Below are 24,049 nucleotides of genomic sequence, written 5' to 3' on the forward strand. Positions count from 1 at the left end.
CCCCTCCCATTTCCACTTTTCTTTTTACAAAAAGGACACTCTTTAAAGTGCCCTTTTTGTCTCCCTATTTCATTTAATATACTATTTTAGTACTTACTATTTTTTTCATTCTCTCTTAATTCAACTCGTCTAATTTTACCTGACGTCGTTTTTGGTAGCTCATTCATAAATTCTATTTTCCGAGGATATTTATAAGGAGCGGTTAATTTCTTTACATGGGATTGCAGCTCTTTCGTTAATTCCTCGTTTCCTTCGATTCCATCTCTAAGGACGACAAATGCCTTCACTACATTCCCTCTTATTGGATCTGGACTTGCTACAACCGCACATTCTTTCACCGCTTTATGTTTAACAAGCGCATCTTCCACTTCAAATGGTCCAATCGTATAGCCAGAACTGATAATAATATCATCTCTTCTACCTTCAAACCAATAATAGCCATCTTCATCTTTTCTCGCACGATCTCCTGTAACGTAATAATCCCCGCGAAATTGATTTTGTGTTCTTTCTGGTTCTTTTAAATATTCCTTAAACAACGCTGGCGTATCTTTGTGAACTGCTATGTCTCCTACTTCACCAACTGAACAAATTTCACCATCTTCATTGATAATTTCCACCAAATTTCCTGGTGTTGGTTTTCCCATGGATCCAGGTCTTAATTCGACTCCTTTTGTTATCCCAACTAATAATGTATTTTCTGTTTGTCCATATCCATCACGTACATCTAGGTGGAAATGTTCTTTAAATACATCAATTACTTCCCTGTTTAAGGGTTCGCCAGCAGAAACAGCACTTCGTAATTGGTTTAATTGATACTTATGAATATCCTCCACTTTCGCCATTAGACGATACTCCGTTGGTGTACAACAGAAAACATTAACCTCATATTTCTCCAAAAGCTGTAAATATTTTTCCGGATTAAATCTACCATGATAAACAAGTCCAATTGCTCCTGAACCTAATACTGATAATAAAGGACTCCATACCCATTTTTGCCATCCAGGTCCTGCTGTTGCCCACACTAAATCTCCTTCTTCAATACAGAGCCAATTTGGAGCAGCTGTTCTTAGGTGAGCATATGCCCAGCCATGCGTATGTACAACACCTTTTGGGTTCCCTGTAGTTCCTGAAGTATAGGAAATAAAAGCCGTATCTGTTTTCAATGTAGGAGCTAACTGTAGCTCGTCAGAAACATCCTGTGCCCTTGCATCTAAATGCATCCATCCTTCTTTTTCTTCTCCCAGCACAAACCGTTTAATCATATGTATATCTTCCACTAGTTCTAATTCGCCTATGAAAGGATAATAACTAACAACTGCTTTTACATCTCCATGCTTGATCCGATATTGCAAATCTTTGGCACGCAGCATTTCGGAACTTGGTAAAATCGTTAATCCTAATTTTAATGCAGCTAAATATACTTGATATGCTTCTATTATTCGCGGAACAATAACAAGCACGACATCTCCTTTTTGTAAACCCTCATCCTTAAATACATTTCCTATTCTATTTGCTGCTTTCATTAAGGAGGAATATGTAACTTCTTTTGTTTCGCCTTCTTCGTTCTCCCATTTCAATGCAAGTCTATCTTGATTCTGGGCAAATTTCTCAATCTCCGAAACAAAATTATATTGTTTTGGAGCTATTAAATCTTCCGTCTTCATAATCAATTCCTCCTGATTCTAATTGTAAATACTTAACCCATTATACTACCCCATTTGTATTTTTTAAATTATTTAAATTTCAAAGCACTAGGAAATTGATAGTTTTTTAAAGAATTACTCTAATATCTACATGGAAGTTCGATAGAAGAGGGTGGGACAAAAGAATTTTACATAAAGAAAAAGCCAAACTATAATACAATAAAACATCGTAATAGTTCGGGTTTTTCTTTTCGCTGATTTATCTTTTTTATAGCTAAAAAACAAGTTCGTTCCATTGCGCTCCAGTCACTCGCTTTCCGCGGGGAGAGAAACAAAAATAGATTTTATTTATCATTCGTCTAATTCAACAAATGATTATTCAGCTTTAAGCATAGCCTTTTTAGTTTTGTCTCAGCCCCATTTATTTTTAAACAATACCGCAAAGAAAGAGCAAGGCGTTATGCCTTGCTCCTTGTAGCCATTTTATTCAATTATTTTGAGAAACCGCCGCCTAATTGTTGCTCAGCCATTTGAACTAAACGTTTAGTGATTTCACCACCAACTGAACCGTTAGCGCGAGAAGTTGTTTCAGCACCTAAGTTTACACCAAACTCAGTAGCAATTTCATATTTCATTTGATCTAGAGCTTGAGAAACTCCAGGTACTAATAATTGATTTGAATTGTTGCTGCTTGCCATGTGTATCACCTCCTTGTGATAATAGAATGTGTAATACACATGGCATTCATTCGTTTTAATTACTGGTAATTCTTCACAAAAATATTGGGAATTTTTGTTACCAAAAATTATACTGCTTCGCTCAGAAAAGGGAATCCGTTTCCGTGTTTACTTTATTACTCTCTTCTCTTTTCAGAATTATCGTTTCCATATTTTTGACTGCTTCTTCAATCAAGGGCTCAAAATCAGTAAAACTTTCATAATACTGTATTTTTTCCTTTTTCGGTTTTGTTTTTGGAGAAGAGGGCACAAATACTGTACAACAATCCTCATATGGACGAATGGAAATATCATGGGTATCAATTTTCTTTGCCCATTCAATAATTTCCGTTTTATCTGTTGTTATTAAAGGTCTTAAAATAGGAGTATTAGTCACGTCATTGATCGCATACATGCTTTCGAGCGTTTGGCTCGCCACTTGCCCTAAGCTTTCTCCCGTAATGATAGCTAATGCTTCTTGTCTTTTCCGAATTTCATCTGTGATTCTTAACATAATTCTTCGTGTTGCAGTCATCGTATAGTTCTCTGGAATTTGTTTATGAATCAACTGCTGAATTGTCGTAAATGGAACAATATGCAAAACAAAATGTCCGTTAAAACTGGCCAGTTTCTCCGAAATATCAATTACCTTTTGTTTTGCTCTTTCACTAGTAAACGGCGGACTAAAGAAATGTACTCCCTCTACTTCAAGTCCCCTTTTCATGGACAAGTATCCAGCTACCGGACTATCTAATCCTCCAGATAACATCAACATTGCTTTTCCACTTGTTCCTGAAGGTAATCCTCCTGCTCCTGCTATATTTTCACAGGAAAGGTAGATAGCTTCTGTTCTGACTTCAATTTGGACATTTATATCAGGGTTTTTAACATCTACTTTTAAACCAGGGATATTTTTTAATAAATGACCACCAATTGTCTGATTGATTTCATTAGTGTCAAGTTCAAACCCTTTATCTGCGCGTCTAGCACTTATTTTGAAAGTAGACCCTTCCTCATATAAAGAAGTAACAATTTCTAAAGCTGCCGCTTTGATTATTTCGATATCTCTTTCTAGCTTTATTGCAGGACTAAAAGATTGAATACCAAAGATATTTTTTAGAACTTTGGAAATTCCGTCAACATCTTCCCCATTTAATAATACATACATTCTTTCTCTTTTTGCTTCAATAGACACAGTCGGAAATGCCTCTAAAGACTTTGCAATTGTCCGTCTTAATTTATCTACAAATTGTTTTCTATTTCTCCCCTTTGTAGATAGTTCCCCATAGCGTATTAAAATACGATCATATTTCATTTCATTACACCTCTCAACCATTCTTTAATATCTTGTATTGCAGCCATTACTTTTTCCATTTCTTCCATTGTGTTTGCATACGATAAACTAATTCGAAAAGAGTTTTCAGCAATTTGTTCGGGTACACCCATACCTAATAATGTCTTACTAACTTTATTAGTTTTGGAAGAACATGCACTCGTTGTAGAAATATAAATATCACGTTCTTCTAATGCATGAACAAATACCTCTGCTTTTATTCCTTCAATAGAGAAATTAAGAATATGGGCCACACTTTTTCCTAGAGCTGGCGAATGGATAGAGACACCATCTATTCTAGCTAGCTGTTCACGCAAATAAAGATTTATTTGTGTGAGGACAGACATTTTCTCTTTTTGATTTTGTAACTGCATCCGTAATGCCTTGGCAGTTGCTACTGCCCCAGCTACATTCTCTGTTCCACTTCTAAAAGTATTTTCTTGACCACCGCCGGCTAATAGTGGTTGAATTCTTTTACCTTCTTTTATATAAAGAACGCCATTCCCTTTAAGTCCATGAAATTTATGTGCTGAAATCGTATAAGCGTCTACATTAGCCTTCTTTAAAGAAATTGGCTGCTTTCCAATTCCTTGAACTCCATCCACATGAAAAAAAACATTCGGATAATTAGATAAACACTTGCCTATCTCTTCAATCGGCTGAATTGAACCTACTTCATTATTAACATGCATCACTGAGACTAGGATGGTTTCTTTACGAATATGTTTGACTATATCTTCTGCAGAAACTTGTCCATATTTATTAACGGGGACATACGTAATAGTAAAACCATCTTCTGCTAATTGTTCCATTACCTTGTGAATAGAATCATGTTCAATAGTTGTTGTTATTATATGATTTCCTTTTCCTTTAAACGTACGAGCTATCCCTTTTAAAACAGTATTATTCCCTTCTGTTCCTCCTGAAGTAAAATATATTTCATTACTCTTTACTTCTAAGAGCTCAGCAATTTGCTCTCTTGCCTGTATTAGTAGTTTCTCCGCTTCCATACCTATCCGATGGATCGAGGATGGATTTCCAAAAAACTTTTGAGATACTGTTGTATAAGATTCAAGAACTTCTGAAAAAGGTTTAGTTGTAGCACTATTATCTATATAGATCATTACATCGGAATTTCCTTTCCTTGAAAAAGTTAACTTTACTTAGTTAAATGGATATATTTATTAACAGCCATTAGTCGTATCATATCTTAAAAATAGGATCTTTCTAGAAAGAAGTGGTTTTTCAAAAGAATATTTATCGATTGAAAACTGCGCTGCTTTTTTATACTCTTTGACAGGATATCCGCTAAGCCAAACACTTAACGACAGATGCCCGTTGCATTTAGGTATTAAGCCCCACCATGAAAGTTTTACTTTATAATGCTACCATATGTTAAACCTTTTGCAAATACACGGATAAGCTGCACCATTCCCTTCATTCCGTAAAAAAAGTCTGAGTTGATTTCCTCAGACTTTTTTACACATATTACTTTGGCTTCTTAATGTTGATTTTCTTTCCATTCATTTGACCAAGCTTCGATTTTATTCATACTGCCTGGCTCTATTTCTTCGATGGTGGCTGCTGCATATTGCAATGCCTCTTTATAGCGGTAGTTTCTAAAATGAGCTTCAGCTTCTAATAAACCTTGATGGACTTTTTGATATTTACGACGATACCTATTTCCATATTGAATAATTTTCTCTGCTAAATAAACCGTTTCAACCAATTCAATTGTTACGTTTACTAGCATTGTCACTTTTTCTTCGGTCACATCAATGATCTTCTTCGCTTCAACCATATTTAACGGCGTATGCTCTAGCATTCTTTTTGCTTGATCAATACTCTCTTTTGCTTCTTGCATTAGTTGATTATATTCCTCTGTCACACCTGGCAAATTGCTATTTGTCACTCTTCTTACCGCATCGGCCACTTGTTTACTTAATTCTCTTAAGCGATTATGGGCAGAAACTTCGTCTTTACGAAGGGCATGAAGCTTTTCAAATAGTGCTTTTTGTTCTAAAGAAGCATTTTCTAACTGTTCCTTTAATACTTTTAACTCTTCTCCCAAAAGTGTATGTGCTGCTGATTCGGTCAGTAGTTTATGCTCTAATACTTCATATTGCTTGAAAAGAAAATTTAATTTCTTCTCTAGCTTAAATTGAAGCTCAATATCTTCATTATCTAAATTATAGTTCTTTTGTAACAATCCAACCTCTACTTGAAGCTGCGCATTTCCTTGCTGTACATCTGCTAAGATTTCTTTTGTTGCATTCATATTGATATGGCAATAATTTTTTGCTAGCACCTCTTTTTCTAATAAGTCATAAAGTAAATCTAGTTTATCCTGAATTTCAGAAACAACCTTCTCTACAGCTTCCACATTTCCTTCCTTTAAATCTGTTTCTGTGGAAGCAAGTTCATTAGTTAAACTTGCTATTTCTTCTTCCATTTGCAAATGTTCTAAAATGTATCCTTGCTCTATCATATCTGCATACCCATCTTTTAACTCATCAAGTTGTTCTGGCAGCTTCGTTTGACATTCAATTAATAATGGAGGAATTTTTTCAATCAAATAAGTAATAGTTGATAAACGATCCTGGATTTTATATACTATTTCTCTTGCTTCTAAATAATCTCCATTATTCGTTTTCTCATCATAAGTAATAAATAATTCCGCTATTTCTTGAAGCATTGTTTCAATCTTTTTCTCTGTATCACCAAAAGTATGGCGATGGGCTAAAAGATTTTTTTTGCTGACACGATAAGATTCTTTAAGTTCTTCCATTTCAGTGCGGTTTTTTTCTTCACTGCCGACAAGGTTATTAAGCTCTTCTAATAGTGTATCAATTCTTTTATCCACACTTTCCATTTTCATCCGAATAATATCTTGTGTCTTTTTCGCTTTTGGAAAATTATATTTATCAATATAACTCTCTGTATCAAAAAGCAGCTCTTCAATTTCAGGTAATTCAGCCGTAACGATATCGTCCCATTCTTTTCTCCATCTTTCAAATAACTCTTCAGTTTGTCCAATCATATTTAATTGTTTAACCTTCGCGAGCTCTTCCAGTACTGGACGATTCATGATATTTATTTTCCAGTTTTCTAATTCATCTACTCCGTTATAATACTTTCTTTTAATAAAATATCCCGCTACGAATAGGCAAATAACTATTCCTATTCCTCCAATTATGTAATTCATTTGAAGCCCCCTGTTCATACACCGGCCATAATTCCGTATCTATTTTCACTATTGTTAATCAAAATTAAGCAGCAGTAATCCGTAAATAAAGACAAAGGATTAAATGCCCTAAAAAACTTATTAAGTTCAACAAATCTATGTGATAACGAAATATGTTAAAACAATTAAGAGATGTCTCCTTATAAGCAAGTAAAATTCTTTGTATTTATGATAACATGTAAACGACAATTTTTGACTATTATTTTACGTTTTTTTCATAATTTCGTATTCTTTTTTCAAAGTTCGATAGATATCTTAATTATATAAGGATTCATTTAAAAATACACGTAGGAAAACTTCTTTATTTACCTCGCTGTTAAATTAAGTATATATTGAATATAGAAGGAATAGAAAGGATGGTAATTACAATGAAGAAGGACGGACATATCCATACACCATTTTGTCCTCATGGAACGAAGGATTCGCTTAGGCAATACGTTGAACAAGCAATTATGCTGGGTTTTACGGAAATGACATTTACAGAGCATGCACCCTTACCAAAAAGTTTTATCGATACCACCCCAACACAGGATAGTAGTATAACGCTGGAAGCATTGCCTTTCTACATAAAGGAAGTTCAGCATATCAAGAAAGAATATAAAGAAAGAATAAAGATCAATATAGGACTTGAAATAGATTATATAGAAGGATTCGAACTAGAAATAAAAGATTTTCTAGCTGAATGGGGACATTTTTTGGACGACAGTATCCTAAGTGTTCACTTTTTGAAAAATCCATTATCTAATCGTTATGATTGTGTGGATTATAGTCCTGAATATTTTGGACATATGGTGGAACAGTATGGGGGAGTTTCAAAACTATATGACTGCTACTATCAAACACTTCTTAAATCGATTAAAGCAGACTTAGGCCCAGCCAAGCCAAAAAGACTAGGCCACATCACCCTTATACATAAGTTCCAGCAGCTTTATCCACAGGAACAAAACTTTCAAACTATTATTTTCACCATTTTAGATGAAGTGAAAATACATGGATATGAACTGGATTATAATGGTGCAGGCGTAAATAAGCCATATTGCAAAGAACCATATCCCCCTAAATGGATTGTGCAGGAAGCGATAAACCGTGATATCCCTTTAGTATATGGATCTGATGCTCATCAGGCAAAAGATTTAGGGCAAGGCTGGGACGTCATGTTATGGAATAATCAATAATTCTTTTTCGTTCAAACAAACAACATCGTGAATCCACCGATGAATCTCTTCTAAATATTTTCTTTTAAAGTAGTCCTCATTTAAAAAAATATGAAGAACTTCGGTCACATAATAAGAATGAATAAAAGGCATCGAGAGCAGTCCTTTTAATTGTATAATACTATAGGAAATAGATTGTTTTCTAAATTCCTTCCTCTCGATTCCTTTTTCAAGGATTTGCGTAAAAATATACCTTTCTTTCACATAATAGGTGGACATTATTTCTCTTACAACTTGTGAATCGATGGATACCTCTCGTAAAACAAATCTTGTCAGCTGTGGATTTTTACATTGATAGGTAATAATGCAATCCACCATTTTCTTCAATTTCTCTGTTGGACTATCAGACTGAAGAAATACTTGTTCAAGCAGTTCTAAATACGTTTCAAAAAAGTTCATATAGCAATACTCTAACAATCCTTGTTTCCCATTGAAATAATACGATATATTGGCAATATTCACCTTTGCTAATCCAGCAATATCACGTATAGAAGTACCGTGATAGCCTTTTCGATTAAATAAAGAAACGGCTGCTTCCACAATGGCATCCCTTGTTGAAATTTCTTTCATCTAGTCTACCTCTTTTCTGTTGCGAATCATTAAAAAGTATGGTTGAATATTAAAAACTTCTATATAATTGAGAAAGACTGTTTTTGTAAAGACAATCGTTTTCTATTTAATTACATTTCTTTATCAGTAGGAAGAATCCTTTAAAAACCTTCCGACAAAGTGCTGGATTCTTCTGTATTTATCGTCAAAAAACAACATTTAAAATGAGAAAGATTGGTGATATACATGTTTAGTGTCGAAACATATAATGGTAACCGCGAACAACAGTATCAATTAGTTGAAAAGCAATTACGTGCATTATTAGAGGGAGAACATAATGCTATTGCGAATCTATCTAATGCCTCCGCATTATTGAATCAATTTTTGCAAAACATCAATTGGGTAGGTTTTTATCTGGTAGAAGAAAATGAACTAGTTCTTGGACCATTCCAAGGATTACCTGCTTGTGTTCGTATTCCATTTGGGAGAGGTGTTTGTGGTACAGCTGCTCACAATAAAGAAACTGTAAGAGTTGAGGATGTCCATCAATTCCCTGGCCATATTGCGTGTGATGCAGCTTCTCAATCCGAAATTGTCATCCCATTAGTCAAAGAAGATGGCACATTAATTGGAGTACTTGATATCGATTCCCCAGAAAAGAATCGATTTGATGAATTGGATCAAAAATACTTAGAATTATTCGCTTCTACTTTAGTTAAGTATTTATAATTATAAGAATAATTTTGTTATTGTCAGCTTGCAAAAAAGGTGTTTTATCTTTCCTGTGGAGAAAGGTAAAACACCTTTTTATTCTCTAAATAAGAAGAGTATTTTGAATAATAACCTTGTCTTTTCCTGTTTCTTTTGCCGTGTACAATGCTTTATCAGCACGCTTAAAAAGGGTATTATACGTATCATTACTTTGTTTATTCCAATAAGAAACCCCGCATGAAATGGTTACTGCTGGTTTAGAATTTCCCCTTACCTTTTTTACTAATCTTTCAGCAATAGTAACACCTAAAGAAAGAGGAACTCTAGGAAGATAAATGGCTAATTCCTCTCCACCCCATCTAGAACCAATATCAGAACTTCGAATATTATCTTTAATAATATTCGCTACCTGTATAATAATATCATCGCCAATTTGATGACCATATGTGTCATTTATCAATTTAAAATCATCGATATCAATTAAAATAAACGTTCCTTCCTTATCTTCCCGTAAAGACATTTGGATTTTTTCATCCAAATAATTTCTTGAATATAATTTTGTTAAATGATCTGTAACAACCATTTTTTCTAATTCTTCTCTTAACAAAGAATTGGTTAAGGCAAGGGTCGAATGATGAATCAATGATTGTAATAGTTTAAATGTATCAAAGGAAAAATGATAGGCAGAAGGATGCATGACAATCGCAACCCCCTTTAATACACCTGTTTGCATCATCGGCACAGCCATAATGGATTTATATCGTGCCCCCTCAAGCTGCATACTAAAATCTCCTAGAAACAGAGAATCTTTCTCGATTTGAATTTTTTCTTTAACATATTTAATATATTGCTGTGATTCTTGATTAAAAAAGAAAGAAGAGCTCCCTGACAGCACTTTTGTAGAATTGTTTTCAAGTGAAAATAAGATAAATCCTACTTCTTGTGCATCAAAACTAGCAGATATTCTTTCACAAATATAGGTCATTATTTCGTTTAAGCGCAAATTAGAATTTAATTGATGAGATGCCTCATTAATTAGTTGCAAATCTGTAACTAATTTTTTTGATTGTTGATATAACTGAGCATTTTCCAAAGCCCCTCCTGCTGTATTAGCTAATAAAGAAATAAATTCCACTTCGTTTTTCGGAAAGGAGATTGCATTTGGAACAATAATTTGCAAAACGCCATAGACTCCTTGTTTTCCTTTTAAAGGCGCATAAATAACTGAACTTTTTTCCTCTTTTAAGTTTTCGAATTGCAATTCAGCAGTGACATAAGCTTCCATCGCAGCCATATTTTCGCCATCATATTCTAAGTCCTTAACTGGTAAATCTGTTGGACTATTGTTATCGTGGGAAAGCAGAAGAAAATAATGATAGAATGGGTAAACTTCCTTTAAAGTGAAGATAACTTCTCTTAATACGTCTTCCATCATCATGGATGAATGAAATTTCTCCGTCACTTTAAATAACTGCTTGTATTTCTTTTTTTCTTTCATTGCGTCCGCAATATTCTGCATATTCGCAAAAAAACTTCCGACTTCTTTCCCTGCCATCTCTAACAAAAAACTCTCTTCATTGGGGTCATCCAATATTTCCTTCTTCATTTTAATCGCTAAAATATAATCGACTTTTTCTTTTTTCTTGTTATTAAGTGCTAACAACATATAATCATGTGCCAAATCATCTTTTATAGAAGTTCGAGAAAATTTATATTCGCATAGAAAAGATATGTCTTCGTTCAGACAAACAGCTTTATCTTCGCAATTCTTTAATACAGTTGAAGATACAATCTTCCAATTAACATCCCATTCTTCGTTAGTATACAAAGTTACTTCAACGGCACCAAATACTTCTCGGATTGCTTCAAGTGCAGCTTGCGTGATGATGCCAATGTTTTCATGTATCACTTTCGTATTATATAAATCAAAAAAACGACTTTTTAACATTAATATTTTTTGGTGGCCAAGGAAGTCCATGTATTTATCACCTAATTCACCTAACTATTCATTCTTTGATTATTTATTCATAATTTACATAGACAAAATAAATCGATATATGCAATCTCATTATAAATAAATTCCCATCCCATTTTGGTTATTTAATAATAAATATAGTTTTGGAAATTAAATCGCAACAAATTTCTGAGAAACAAAGCACATAATTAATAACAGGGAAATAATTTCTTGGAGGACATTAACTAATAATGCTAATAACAAAAAACAGTTCTAATTACTTATAATGTATACCTATTCAAACTGGAGGAATATTACGCATAAAATCCTTCAAAGTATTGCTACCCAATAGGCTTTCAATGAAATATATGTAAAAGGATTTCTAGGATATATTACCTAATAGGATAATCTAGTTAAATTATACTAATTATATCATATTGGCAATAAATAGGTAGAAAAAAAATGATAAGATCTTGTTGATATACTACGATTTTCTCGAAAAGTAACGTATCTGCAAATACTACTTGACTTTTCACCTATAAAAAACATATAATATTCTTTGTGTAAAATAGCGCAGCATATGTAAACACTTTTTGTCTTATTTTGTTCCTCAAATATTGATTTGATGGTGTATTGAGTAACCCTTGGCTGCTAGGGCGAAGGTACAGGAAGACAAAATAAACAAGAAGACATGTTACATCTGTTTTTATTTTACCAAATAAAAACATGAAGGAGGAGTCAATTATGGCTCGTTATACAGGTCCAAGCTGGAAACTTTCTCGTCGTCTTGGTATTTCTTTAAGTGGTACAGGTAAGGAGTTAGATAAACGCCCTTACGCTCCAGGACAACATGGTCCAAACCAACGTAAAAAATTATCAGAATACGGATTACAATTACAAGAAAAACAAAAACTTCGTCATATGTATGGTGTGAACGAACGTCAATTCCGTAATCTTTTTGATATCGCAGGTAAAATGACTGGTAAGCATGGTGAAAACTTCATGATCTTATTAGAAACTCGCCTAGATAACGTTGTTTACCGTTTAGGTTTAGCTCGTACTCGTCGTCAAGCACGTCAATTAGTTAACCATGGTCATATCTTAGTAGATGGCAAACGCCTTGATATCCCATCATACCGCGTTAAAGCTGGTCAAACTATCACTTTACGTGAAAAATCTCGCAACCTTGAAGTTGTTAAAGAAGCAGTAGAAGTAAATAACTTCGTACCTGATTTCTTAACTTTCGATGCAGATAAATTAGAAGGTACATTCACTCGTTTACCAGAACGTTCTGAATTACCAGCTGAAATTAACGAAGCTCTTATCGTTGAGTTCTATTCTCGTTAATAGAATTACTAAAAAAAGCCCCTTTTTCCTTTTGGAATTAGGGCTTTTTTTAATGACATTATGTCTTTTCTAGTCACAATTCCCTTTTCCTCCCAAAGGAAAAAGGAGCTCTCCCCAATTAGCCTTTTCTTTCTTTTTTGGTCTTTTTACAAGAATATTATTTATAAATAATCCCTCTTCATAAAAAAATGTTGCTACTTGCACTTGGTGAAAAAAAGGAAAGAACAAATCCTTTATTCTCATTTCTATATCTCTTGTATATTTAACATTCGGGAGACTAATCTGAATAACAGTCTTTTCTCTTTTTTGTTCATATACAAGCCAATATTCATGGACAACCTGGTTTATTATTTGTTGAAATTCCCATTTTTCTTTCCCCTTTTCTTCCCTGCTAGTAAGACATATTTTATCCCCTAATATCTCTTGATTCTTAAATAGTTCTATTATACCGTCCTTTTGGAAGTCCACACTCCATTCGGGGGAAACGAGATCTCCTGTTAGGATTGTCGGAAAGCAGTCCATTCGATCTTCTACTTTTGTTTGTTGATTCAAATAATCTATTATCGCCATATAGGATGATCGACTATCACATTGATTCACTTGCAGGAGGATTTGTTCATATATATTTGCCCGTAGATTAATTAAAGTAACAATATTATTTTTCCACTTTACTTTATCAAAAAGCATTTGAAATTCCGGAATCACATAGCTGCTCTCAAAACGACTTAAAGGGTATTGAAAAGCGATAGAATAATGATCCTTTTCATAATACTTCATCATAAACATTCGCATTACAATATACTCTAAAAAAGGAGACGGTACATTTAAGACTTCACTGTTTAGTTTCATTGATTTCACAGGAAAAGTAAGTCTATTACATCTTCCCGTTTCTCCCTCCTTCAACAATTGTTTATTATAAGTATAAAACAATTTGTTGGATAAACAGATTAGAAATGGAAAAAAATATATCTTTTTCACATTTTAGACAATATATTGTAACAAAATGTTGCCATAAAAATGCTGTCTGATGAAAAATGGTTCTTTCATCAGACAGTAGACAAACCTTAGAATTTTAGAAATAGAAGTTGGTCTATGGTATATTTAATAATTTCTTAGAATAGTGACATTGCTTTCCGTGGAACTTGCGCTGAGCCGCGGTCTGCTGACAGCCTGCAGGATCTCAGGCTGTCTCGCTAATCCACAGGAATCTCACCCCTTACACACTACAAGCAATGCATCAAAATCCCTTTTAACTTTTCTAAAATCAGTTTGTCGACAAACTGATTTCATTTTATTAAACACCATTATTTCATTTCAAAAAAACCACCCTAAAAGTTTCCTTTTAGGGTGGTTGCCATTAAAACTTAATTAAATAATATTTTTTCTTGCCTCGACGGATTACGGTAAACTGTCCTTCAATTCGATCTTCTTCAGTAAGTGCATAATCTAGTTCCTGTTTGCGCTCTCCATTAATATAGACAGCACCATTTGTTATATCTTCGCGCGCTTGTCTTTTCGAGGATACAATACCAGCAGCCACTAATAAATCAACAAGCAGAGCTTCTCCTTCTGTATGTTCATATGTTGGCACATCTTTAAAACCTTGTTTGATTTCTTCTGCCGTTAAATTTTTTATATCTCCACTAAAGAGCGCTGCCGTTATTTTTTGTGCCTGTTCTAGGGCAGATTCTCCATGAATTAATTTCGTCATCTCTTCCGCTAATGTTTTTTGAGCTTTACGGAGATGAGCCTCTTCTTGTACAGACTTTTCTAATTCCTCAATTTCTTCTTTAGAAAGGAAAGTAAAGAATTTCAAATACTTAATCACATCAGCATCTGCTGTGTTAATCCAAAATTGATAAAATTCATAAGGAGTTGTTTTTTCAGGATCTAACCAAACAGCACCACTTTCCGTTTTACCAAACTTCGTACCATCTGCCTTTGTCACAAGTGGAATGGTTAAACCATACGCCTTAGCCCCTTCTGGCATGTTCTTTCTAATTAATTCTAACCCTGTTGTAATATTCCCCCACTGGTCACTTCCGCCAATTTGCAATTTACAATCATGATGTTCATATAAATGTAAAAAGTCTAATGCTTGTAAAATTGTATACGTAAATTCAGTAAAAGATATCCCTGTTTCTAAACGATTAGCAATGGTATCTTTTGCTAACATATAATTAATTCCAATGTGTTTTCCATAATCACGTAAGAATGTAACAATATCCATTTTCCCTGCCCAATCATAGTTATTCACCATAATTGCACCATTTGTTCCATCAAAGTCAAAGATTCTTTCCAATTGTCCTTGTAAGCATTTTACATTATAGCCAATAACATCTAATGTTTGTAGCTTTCTTTCTTCGCTTTTTCCACTTGGATCCCCAATTAAACCTGTTGCCCCACCTACTAACACAATTGGGCGATGTCCAGCGTTTTGAAAACGTCTTAATGTTAAAAACGGTAATAGATGTCCAATATGCATGCTATCAGCAGTAGGGTCAACGCCACAATATAAACTAGTCATTCCTTTTTCCAATTGTTCTTTCAATCCTGCTTCATCTGTCTGTTGGTAAATAATACCTCTCCATTGAAGATCTTCTAGTAAATTCATGTATATTCCTCCATTATAAAGTAAAATATCCTTGTCCTATTTTTCGTTATTGATTTAAAAACACAAAAAGTCCCTGCATCTAATATGCAGGGACGCCAAATCAGCGCGGTACCACCCAAAACTTGAGAAAATAGATTCTCCACTTCATTTGAATAACGGTTCAAGCCGTTCACTGCTACTAATTTACTATAACTTTCCCAGTGAAAGCTCCAGGAGGTAATTCATTCTTTTATTTATACCATTTTGCACCGACCAATGGCTCTCTGTTTATAGTGATAAAAGAACTACTTCTTCCCTTCAAAGCAATAACGAATCAATATATAGTTAGTTTATTTTTATCACATAAAAGCTGTTAATGTCAAACAATTATTCGAAGAAACAGGAAAAATATCGAACTCTGTCTATATTCCCCTCTCCTTTATGCTATAATGTATGTGATTTTAGGGGGAATGATACCATGAACGAAAGGCCGAAGTGGAAAAATGCTTTAAACCATTTTAAAAACTTCTTCACCAATAAACGAACACTGAAAGGAGCCCGTTTAACCTATGAAGTAACATGGAATATAGCTTTGCTCTTTATCATCATTACTGTGGTAGGGGGTGCATTTGGGCTAGGAATTGGTGCAGGATACTTTGCATCACTTGTTAAGGATGAGCCAATCCGTCCTTACACAACAATGCAAAAAGATATTTATAATTACGAAGAAACTTCAGAGTTATTCTTTGCTAACAATGAGTATTTAGGAAAAGTGCCTACAGACCTTGAGAGGGAAGAAGTAAAAATTAAAGATGTTTCTCCCTATTTAAAAGATGCTGTTATCGCTACTGAAGATGAAAATTTCTACAATCATAACGGAGTAGTTCCAAAAGCAATCTTCCGTGCATTATTTCAAGAAGTAGCAAACTCTTCTACGCAATCTGGTGGAAGTACGTTAACTCAACAGTTAATAAAGAATCAAATTTTAACTAACGAAGTCTCTTTTGAACGAAAAGCAAAAGAAATTCTCCTAGCACTGAGGCTAGAGAAATTCTTTGAGAAGGATGAAATATTAGAAGCTTACTTAAATGTTTCAACCTTAGGAAGAAATTCATCTGGCAGAAACATTGCAGGTGTACAGGCTGCAGCAAATGGTATATTTGGTGTAGATGCAAAGGATTTAACTTTGCCTCAAGCTGCATTTATCGCAGGGCTTCCACAAAGTCCATTTGGCTACACTCCTTTTACACAAGAAGGAAAATTAAAAAAGAATTTAGAACCAGGTTTAAATCGATTGAAAACAGTTTTAAACCGAATGTATGACCAAAAGAAAATATCTAAACAAGAATATGATACTGCCATGAAATATGACATAACGAAGGATTTTATCGGTCCGCAAAAAAGTCCAATTGAAGATTATCCGGCTGTTACGATTGAAATCCAACAAAGAAGCATAGAAATTATTGCCGAATTGTTAGCAAAAGAAGATGGATATACAAAAGAAGACTTGCAAGAAGACGATGTATTAGCAGAACAATACACTACACTTGCTGATCGTCAGATCCATCAAAATGGATACAAAATTCATAGTACCATCAATAAAAAAATCTATGATATTCAACAAAAGGCAGTCAAAAATTTCTCTCTTTTTGGACCAGATAAGAAACAACAAGTGATTGATCCAGAAACAAAAGAAAAAGTGACTATTATGGAACCTGTTGAAACTGGAGCAATTTTGATAGAAAACAAAACTGGGGCTATTTTAAGTTTTGTTGGAGGGCGTGATTATAATCGAGAAGCAACAAATCATGCCACACGTAGTGTCAGATCAAATGGTTCAACCATGAAACCACTTTTAGTTTATGGTCCAGCAATTGAACTGGGAACATTATCGCCTGGAAGTGTTTTACCAGACGTTCCATTAAGATTAAATCCTAGTAAACCAGGGAGTATTTGGCCAAACAACTATGACTCGCGATTTCATGGTTTAGTAACAGCAAGATATGCACTACAGCAATCATACAATGTTCCAGCAGTAAAAGCATATATTGATATATTGCCACAGAAACCAATTAAATTCTTAGAAAAAATGGGCGTTTCGTCATTAACTCCTGCTGATGCTTCAAACAGGGCTACTGCTATCGGTGGACTGGAGGATGGTATAACTGTTGAAGAAAATACCAATGCCTTTTCTACCTTTGCTAATAGTGGGAAATTTATCGATTCTTATATGATTGACAAGATTGAAGATAAAGATGGCAATGTTATTTATCAGCATGAAGTAAAACCTGTCGATGTATTTAGCCCACAAACCGCATACTTAACATTAGACATGATGAGAGATGTGATGAATCGCGGAACAGCCGCTGCCGTAAACAGCCGCCTAAAATTTAATTCTGACTGGGCAGGTAAGACCGGAACAGCCCAAGACTTTACAGATTCTTGGTTAGTTGCGACAAATCCAAATGTAACTTTTGGAGTTTGGACAGGTTATGATACACCAAAATCTTTACAAACTGGTTCGCTGCCTTCTTATAGTAACCGTACTAACTACTTATGGGCAGATTTACTGAATGCTGCATATGACGTTGCACCTGATCTTGTAGCTCCGTCCAAAAGCTTCAAGATGCCTGGTGGAATCGTAAGACAATCTGTATGTTCTATTTCTGGACTACTGCCTTCTGAGGGATGCTCAAAAGCCGGATTAGTGACAACTGATTTATTCAAGTCAGGAACGGTTCCATCTAAGAGGGACGACAGTTTAGTTGCAGGTAAATATGTAAAAATCGGTGATAAGAAATACATGGCTTTAGATTCTACTCCAAGTGAATTCGCTGAACCAGGATTAATGCTAAATCCAGACTATATCGAAAAGCTATTTGGTATTCGTATCAGCGATCCAAGTATTCTAAGCGAGAACAATCAAAAGCTCAAGAATCTTATCATTCCAAGCAATAAAATTGAAGACAATGGGAAGGCTCCTAGTGCACTAAAAGTCAATCTTAAAGGTGACACTATTAAATGGAGCAAGCATAGCGAAAAAGATGTAATTGGTTACCGGGTCTATAAAAATGGCAAAAAAGTAAAGAGTTTAAAAGCAGCAAATACCTTAAGTTTTAAAGGTGGTAATGGAAAATATATTGTTAAAGCAGTTGATATTGCTGGGAAAGAATCAAAGGCATCAAATGAAGTGGTAATTGGCAATTCACAAGAAAAGCAAGAGAGTCAAACTAAAAAGGAAAGTCAAGAAAAAAAGACCAGTACTAAAGAGCAAACAGCGAACAAGCCAAAAGACAACAAAGAAAAAAATAGCAAGCCAAATAATGACAAACCTAAAGACGACAAGCCACCAGAAAATAACCAGCAAAACAATAAAGAACAAACAGAAAAGCCTGATAAAAAGACAGAAAATAATTAACTCCAATAAGGTTGGAACATAAATATTTCAATAACCATAACCTCAAACTATTATTCGTACACACTAATAACTATTCGTATAATGGTTTGGGGTTTTTATTTATTTTACGAAAGAAGGTTTGTGATAATCACCCGCAAACTGAATATACTTCGCTTTCCATGAAGTGAGCGCCATGCTCCTCGCGTCTTTAGTTTCTGCAGGAAGCAGACAGTGCATCGTGTCTGTAGAGTAGTGAATTGGATTGGATTGGTGTTTCGCACTAAATTAGAGAGTATTCGTCATTATGCAATATATTTTGTCCGTCCTAGCAACTCTTTTCTCGTTTCCTTTTTTCTTAAACAAAAAAAGACCAAGGCTGGATGTTTAATCCGGTTTTGGTCTTTTCCGTATCTAAACTTATTTTGTAGATTTTCGAGATTCTATACGATGTGGAAGTGTAACAATATGATCTTCTACTGTTTCTTTATTCATATATTTAGTAAGCAATCTCATAGCCACGGCACCGATATCATACAATGGTTGTACAACAGTTGTCAGTTGCGGGCGAACCATTAGTGTTAATTTTGTATTATCAGAGGTAACAATTTCGAAATCCTCCGGAACTTTATATCCTTTGTCTTCTGCTCCATGAATGACACCTAGAGCCATTTCATCTGAACCAACAAAGATTGCCGTTGGTTTATTATCACCTTCAATTAATTTATCGAAAGCTTCCATACCAGATTCATAGCTATAATCTCCTTCAACAACTAAGGATTCATTAAATTCGATTCCAGCTGCTTCTAATGCCTTTTTATAACCGCCTAATTTCTCATTTTTGTTGATTGGTTCTTCTAAGGATCCAAGGACAATTCCAATAGATTTATGGCCCTTTTCAACAAAGCTAGTTACTACATCGTACGTAGCTTGCGCATAATCAATGTTAACAGAAGAAATCTTTTTGCTTTCTTCAATACTAGCCGCAAGCACAATTGGTACAGGAGACTTTTCAAATTCAGTAACATGTTCCTCTGTTATATTGCCACCCATAAATACAATACCATCCACTTGTTTGCCTAACATGGTATTTAATAAGTGCAACTCTTTATCTTTATTTTGATCAGAGTTACTTAGAATAATATTATATTTATACATTGTAGCAATATCCTCAATACCTCTTGCTAATTCCGCGTAGAATGTGCTTGAGATATCAGGGATAATTACTCCAACTGTAGTAGTTTTCTTACTTGCTAGCCCTCTTGCAACAGCATTTGGACGATATCCTAAGCGATCAATAACTTCTAATACCTTTTTTCTTGTTGTTGGCTTAACGTTTGGATTTCCATTAACAACACGGGAAACGGTTGCCATAGAAACACTAGCTTCTCTTGCGACATCATATATTGTGATATTCATTGTGATTTTTACACTCCTTTTAGTCGAACTATTTCTTTCTATTATTTTATGGCAAGAAGCTACTTTCTTAATCATAAAAGATTCCCAATTTAGCTAATCTTGTCTAAGTATGTACTAATGATACGATATAGCAGGAAAACCCGCAATGACAAGCTTTCATTTTTTTTCAAAAAAAACGACTTTTTTTCGCTTTTTTAGCAAAAAAATTTTTTTATTAAGCATTCTTCCATTCAGTTTACCATAAAATGAGGAAAAATATAAATGAATTTGTCATACTATCAAATTCATTATAAAAAAATAAAAAACCTCGTAATTATTTCTAAACAATTACGAGGTAATGATAATCATATTTTTATGCATTTACATATGGTGTAGCTTGTAACGCACGGTAAAATTCATCGAATTGGTCAATATCCATTTGCTGTGCTGAATCAGACAATGCGACAGCAGGATCTGGATGAACTTCTGCCATTACTCCATCTGCCCCAATAGCTAAAGCTGCTTTCGCACAAGGTAATAATAAATCCTTTCTGCCAGTTGAATGTGTTACATCAACAAAGACAGGAAGATGTGTTTCTTGTTTTAAAATTGGAACAGCAGAAATATCTAATGTATTTCTTGTTGCCCGTTCATACGTACGAATACCACGTTCACAGAGGATAATCTGATCATTTCCTTGTGACATTATATATTCTGCAGCATTGATGAACTCTTCAATCGTTGCTGCTAAACCACGTTTTAATAGAATTGGTTTTTTTACACTTCCAGCAGCTTTTAACAGCTCAAAGTTTTGCATATTACGAGCACCAATTTGAATAACATCAATATAATCTAACGCTGTTTCAATGTGTTCCGTACTAACAATTTCACTAATTACTGCTAAATCGTATTCATCTGCCACTCTTTTTAAGATTTTCAAACCTTCTACACCAAGTCCTTGGAAATCATATGGAGATGTTCTTGGCTTAAATGCGCCACCACGAAGAAGCTTTAATCCTTTAGCTTGTACGGACGCTGCCACTTGAGCAACTTGTTCATATGACTCTACTGAACATGGCCCAAACACAAATTTAGGTGTACCGTCACCAATTTTTGTTCCTTTTATATCAACAATAGTATCCTCTGCTTTTTTCTTACGAGATACTAATAACGCTTTACTGTCATCTTCTTGTTGTAATTGTAAGCCCATTTTGAAAATTTGCTTAAACAAATGAGAAATTGTCCCATTATCAAATGGCCCATCATTTTTATTTAAGATATGATCAAGCATTTTTCTTTCGCGAACAGGATCATATCGATGTGCACCGTGGGTAACTTTTGTTTGGGCAATTTTTTGCACAAGGCTTGCCCGCTCATTAATTTTTTCTAAAATTTCTAAATTTAATTCATCCACTCGATTACGTAATTCTTCTAATTCCTTATTACTCACAATCATCTCATCCCTTCATTAAAAGCACAAATCCATGTAATTTCCTTTACACTATTTGCTTAGATTCTTTATACAAATGCAAAAATATGTTACATTTCTCTTAATTGGGTTAATTATAAATCATATTTATCCCATTGTCACTAATTTTATTTAATGCTTAAACGCTTTTAAGTGCTAAAGTGTCAATTTTTTATAAAGAAGTTAGATAATTGGTTCACTATAATCTATTTTAATTTATATTTTATAAACAATCTTTAAATAAAAAGAAGGTGTTTTCTATGCAAAAACATGAAAAACTATTTGCATTAGATATTGGTACTCGATCAGTTGTCGGAATTATCTTAGAAAAAAAAGAGGATAATTATCATGTAGCTGATTTATTATCCATCGAACATACAGAAAGAGCAATGTTGGATGGTCAAATACATGATGTGTTAGCTGTTTCCAAAATTATTAAAGAAATAAAAGATCAGTTAGAAATCAAACATGGACCTTTAGAAAGAGTGAGTGTTGCAGCTGCTGGAAGAGCCTTAAAAACTGAACGGGCTGCTTATGAAATGAATATAGAAAGAAAGCCACTCATTACAAAAGAAGATATTTTACATATGGAGTTAACAGCTGTACAGCAGGCACAAAGCACTGTCGCAGAAAAAAATGAGCGAGATAAAAGTCAATTTTATTATTGTGTGGGCTATTCCGTCCTTCACTACTCTTTAGATGATCAAGCTATGGGTAGCTTAATTGATCAGCAAGGTTCAATAGCGAAGGTAGAAATTATCGCAACTTTCTTGCCTAAAGTAGTAGTTGAATCATTAATCGCTGCCTTGCATCGAGCAAATTTAGAAATGCAGGCATTGACGTTAGAGCCCATTGCTGCCATTAATGTCCTTATTCCTCCATCGATGAGAAGATTAAATGTAGCTTTAGTAGACATTGGAGCAGGAACATCAGATATAGCTATCACCGATATTGGAACCGTCATTGCCTATGGAATGGTACCTGTCGCTGGAGATGAAATAACAGAAGCAATCAGCGATGCGTATTTATTGGACTTTCCATTAGCCGAAAAGGCAAAAAGAGAATTATCTCAAAAAGATCAGATTTCTATTTCGGATATTCTTGGCTTTACAACGGAATTGCATAAGGAAGAAGTAATTAAGGAAATTGAACCAGCTTTAGATAAATTAGCAGATACGATTTGCCGGGAGATTCTTTCATTAAACAATCATAAATCCCCTAAAGCTGTAATGCTTGTTGGTGGTGGAAGCCAAACGCCAGCTTTACAACAAAAAATGGCGGAAATGCTTAATCTGCCTTCTAACCGGGTTGCCATTAGAGGCATTGATGCCATTACTCACCTTACATTTGAGGAAAATTTCCATTTAGGGCCCGAGCTTGTTACACCAGTCGGAATTGCTATCGCTGCTGAAAAATCGCCAGTCCAATACAAAACAGTTTATATAAATGAGCAGCCTGTAAGACTGTTTGAGGTAAATAAATTGACCGTTGGGGATTGTATTTTAGCCTCTGGCATTCGAATGAACCAATTATACGGAAAGCCAGGTAATGCAATGATTGTTACAATCAATAATCAAAAAATTACCATACCAGGAAGTCATGGTGAAGGACCCACTATTTTAAGAAAAGATGTCCCTTGCTCTTTAGAAGATACAGTAGAAGATGGCGAAACATTAACGGTTTATCGTGGCAGGGATGGAGAACAAGCCATCGTTCAAATAAAGGACTTACTAGATGCTGAATCTGACAAAGAAATAAAGATCAATAATAAAAGCTATACGCTTCATACCAAAATTCTTTGCAATGGCAACCCTGTTTCCCCTGAGCATCTGATTGCTGACAAAGATATCATTGAATATAAAGCAGACACTACTATTCAAGAAGCACTAGAAGGGCTCCATTTAACGAATTTAATAGAGGAGTTAAGACCTTTCCAACTGTTGATTAACGGCAAAGAGACTGTCCTTCCTGCTTTCTCTGGGAAGGTTGTTAAAAATGGTCTTCCTTGCCGATTAAACCAATTGCTTAGTCACAAGGATGAAGTTATCTTGGAAAAAAGAAAAACACCAACTGTTCAAGAATTAGCAGAAAAAAAACAAATTTTAATGTATCAAGTACTTCCAGTTTATTTTAATGACAAAAAGATTACACTTACAAAGCAGCTAGCACAAATACAAAGAAGAGGACAACTCCTCCAAATGGAAGATCTCTTATTCAGTGGGGATGATATTCGTATCGAGCAGAAACCATTTGAAGGCTTTTTATTTCAGGACTTATTTGCGTTTGTTGATATCAATATGCCACAAAGTGGCGGAGGATCTTTTCAGCTATTGCGTAACGGCGAACAAGCTACGTTTTTGACCCCTATAAAAAAAGGGGATAAATTATCGATTGTTTGGCCAGCTAAAACGAAAAGCCCTTCTATGAATAATTAATTGTTTACCCAAAAAGGAATTCAGAATGCACTCCTTCTGAATTCCTTTTT

The 24,049-nt window shown here is 34.5% G+C and carries 16 protein-coding genes and 1 other annotated feature; of the genes, 5 read left to right on the forward strand and 11 right to left on the reverse strand.

Annotated elements, in window-relative coordinates; translation table 11 throughout:
* Positions 1–86: 86 nt before the first annotated feature.
* From mbcS to ezrA, 5 genes are all read right to left on the reverse strand, one after another.
* The gene (gene mbcS, locus NiCM35_RS09025; RefSeq protein WP_095332407.1) at positions 87–1,664 is read right to left on the reverse strand and encodes an acyl-CoA synthetase MbcS; all 1,578 of its coding nucleotides are present in this window, start codon (positions 1,662–1,664) and stop codon (positions 87–89) included.
* A gap of 470 nt (positions 1,665–2,134) precedes the next feature.
* A complete protein-coding gene (locus NiCM35_RS09030) occupies positions 2,135–2,341 on the reverse strand; it encodes an alpha/beta-type small acid-soluble spore protein (protein ID WP_031534962.1) in 207 nt (68 codons plus the stop codon).
* Between the two features lie 121 nt (positions 2,342–2,462).
* Positions 2,463–3,674, reverse strand: coding sequence for a tRNA uracil 4-sulfurtransferase ThiI (gene thiI, locus NiCM35_RS09035; protein ID WP_163188432.1), 1,212 nt, complete (start codon positions 3,672–3,674; stop codon positions 2,463–2,465).
* The gene (locus NiCM35_RS09040; RefSeq protein WP_123258085.1) at positions 3,671–4,816 is read right to left on the reverse strand and encodes a cysteine desulfurase family protein; all 1,146 of its coding nucleotides are present in this window, start codon (positions 4,814–4,816) and stop codon (positions 3,671–3,673) included. Before NiCM35_RS09040 ends, thiI begins: the two co-directional genes overlap by 4 nt.
* Before the next feature lie 377 nt (positions 4,817–5,193).
* Positions 5,194–6,897, reverse strand: coding sequence for a septation ring formation regulator EzrA (ezrA, locus tag NiCM35_RS09045; RefSeq protein WP_123258086.1), 1,704 nt, complete (start codon positions 6,895–6,897; stop codon positions 5,194–5,196).
* Between the two features lie 407 nt (positions 6,898–7,304).
* On the opposite strand from ezrA, the gene hisJ reads away from it, so the two are divergent.
* Positions 7,305–8,111, forward strand: a complete 807-nt coding sequence (gene hisJ / locus NiCM35_RS09050; RefSeq protein WP_123259148.1) for a histidinol-phosphatase HisJ — start codon at positions 7,305–7,307, stop codon at positions 8,109–8,111.
* Here hisJ and refZ read toward each other — a convergent pair.
* A complete protein-coding gene (refZ, locus tag NiCM35_RS09055; protein WP_095332417.1) occupies positions 8,094–8,720 on the reverse strand; it encodes a forespore capture DNA-binding protein RefZ in 627 nt (208 codons plus the stop codon). The two genes, hisJ and refZ, sit on opposite strands and share 18 nt — an antisense overlap.
* Before the next feature lie 225 nt (positions 8,721–8,945).
* Between refZ and NiCM35_RS09060 the strand changes: the two genes are divergently transcribed.
* Positions 8,946–9,428 carry a GAF domain-containing protein gene (locus tag NiCM35_RS09060; protein ID WP_047941831.1) on the forward strand — a complete coding sequence of 161 codons (483 nt, stop codon included), beginning with the start codon at positions 8,946–8,948 and terminating at the stop codon, positions 9,426–9,428.
* Between the two features lie 85 nt (positions 9,429–9,513).
* Here the strand turns inward: NiCM35_RS09060 and NiCM35_RS09065 are convergent, their stop codons facing one another.
* The gene (locus tag NiCM35_RS09065) at positions 9,514–11,388 is read right to left on the reverse strand and encodes a sensor domain-containing diguanylate cyclase (protein ID WP_095332419.1); all 1,875 of its coding nucleotides are present in this window, start codon (positions 11,386–11,388) and stop codon (positions 9,514–9,516) included.
* Between the two features lie 720 nt (positions 11,389–12,108).
* On the opposite strand from NiCM35_RS09065, the gene rpsD reads away from it, so the two are divergent.
* Positions 12,109–12,711: a 30S ribosomal protein S4 gene (rpsD, locus tag NiCM35_RS09070; protein WP_095332421.1), complete on the forward strand. Its 603-nt coding sequence runs from the start codon at positions 12,109–12,111 to the stop codon at positions 12,709–12,711.
* A 69-nt stretch (positions 12,712–12,780) separates the two neighbouring features.
* Here rpsD and NiCM35_RS09075 read toward each other — a convergent pair whose 3' ends face one another.
* Complete coding sequence (locus NiCM35_RS09075) at positions 12,781–13,503, reverse strand: hypothetical protein (protein WP_141231360.1); 723 nt, start codon at positions 13,501–13,503, stop codon at positions 12,781–12,783.
* Between the two features lie 565 nt (positions 13,504–14,068).
* Positions 14,069–15,325 carry a tyrosine--tRNA ligase gene (gene tyrS / locus NiCM35_RS09080; protein WP_095332425.1) on the reverse strand — a complete coding sequence of 419 codons (1,257 nt, stop codon included), beginning with the start codon at positions 15,323–15,325 and terminating at the stop codon, positions 14,069–14,071.
* 85 nt (positions 15,326–15,410) lie between these two features.
* Positions 15,411–15,635 (reverse strand) — a binding site (T-box leader).
* A gap of 147 nt (positions 15,636–15,782) precedes the next feature.
* Between tyrS and NiCM35_RS09085 the strand changes: the two genes are divergently transcribed.
* Positions 15,783–18,722 (forward strand): transglycosylase domain-containing protein, encoded by a 2,940-nt coding sequence (locus tag NiCM35_RS09085; protein WP_095332427.1) that lies wholly within the window; start codon positions 15,783–15,785, stop codon positions 18,720–18,722.
* Positions 18,723–19,118: 396 nt separating this feature from the next.
* Here the strand turns inward: NiCM35_RS09085 and ccpA are convergent, their stop codons facing one another.
* A complete protein-coding gene (gene ccpA / locus NiCM35_RS09090; protein WP_095332429.1) occupies positions 19,119–20,117 on the reverse strand; it encodes a catabolite control protein A in 999 nt (332 codons plus the stop codon).
* Positions 20,118–20,469: 352 nt separating this feature from the next.
* The gene (locus NiCM35_RS09095) at positions 20,470–21,546 is read right to left on the reverse strand and encodes a bifunctional 3-deoxy-7-phosphoheptulonate synthase/chorismate mutase (RefSeq protein WP_095332451.1); all 1,077 of its coding nucleotides are present in this window, start codon (positions 21,544–21,546) and stop codon (positions 20,470–20,472) included.
* A 278-nt stretch (positions 21,547–21,824) separates the two neighbouring features.
* On the opposite strand from NiCM35_RS09095, the gene pilM reads away from it, so the two are divergent.
* The gene (gene pilM / locus NiCM35_RS09100; RefSeq protein ID WP_433779265.1) at positions 21,825–23,999 is read left to right on the forward strand and encodes a pilus assembly protein PilM; all 2,175 of its coding nucleotides are present in this window, start codon (positions 21,825–21,827) and stop codon (positions 23,997–23,999) included.
* Positions 24,000–24,049 lie beyond the last annotated feature (50 nt).

The sequence above is a fragment of the Niallia sp. M35 genome (genome assembly GCF_050971705.1).
GTDB classification, from domain to species: Bacteria; Bacillota; Bacilli; order Bacillales; family Cytobacillaceae; genus Niallia; species Niallia circulans_A.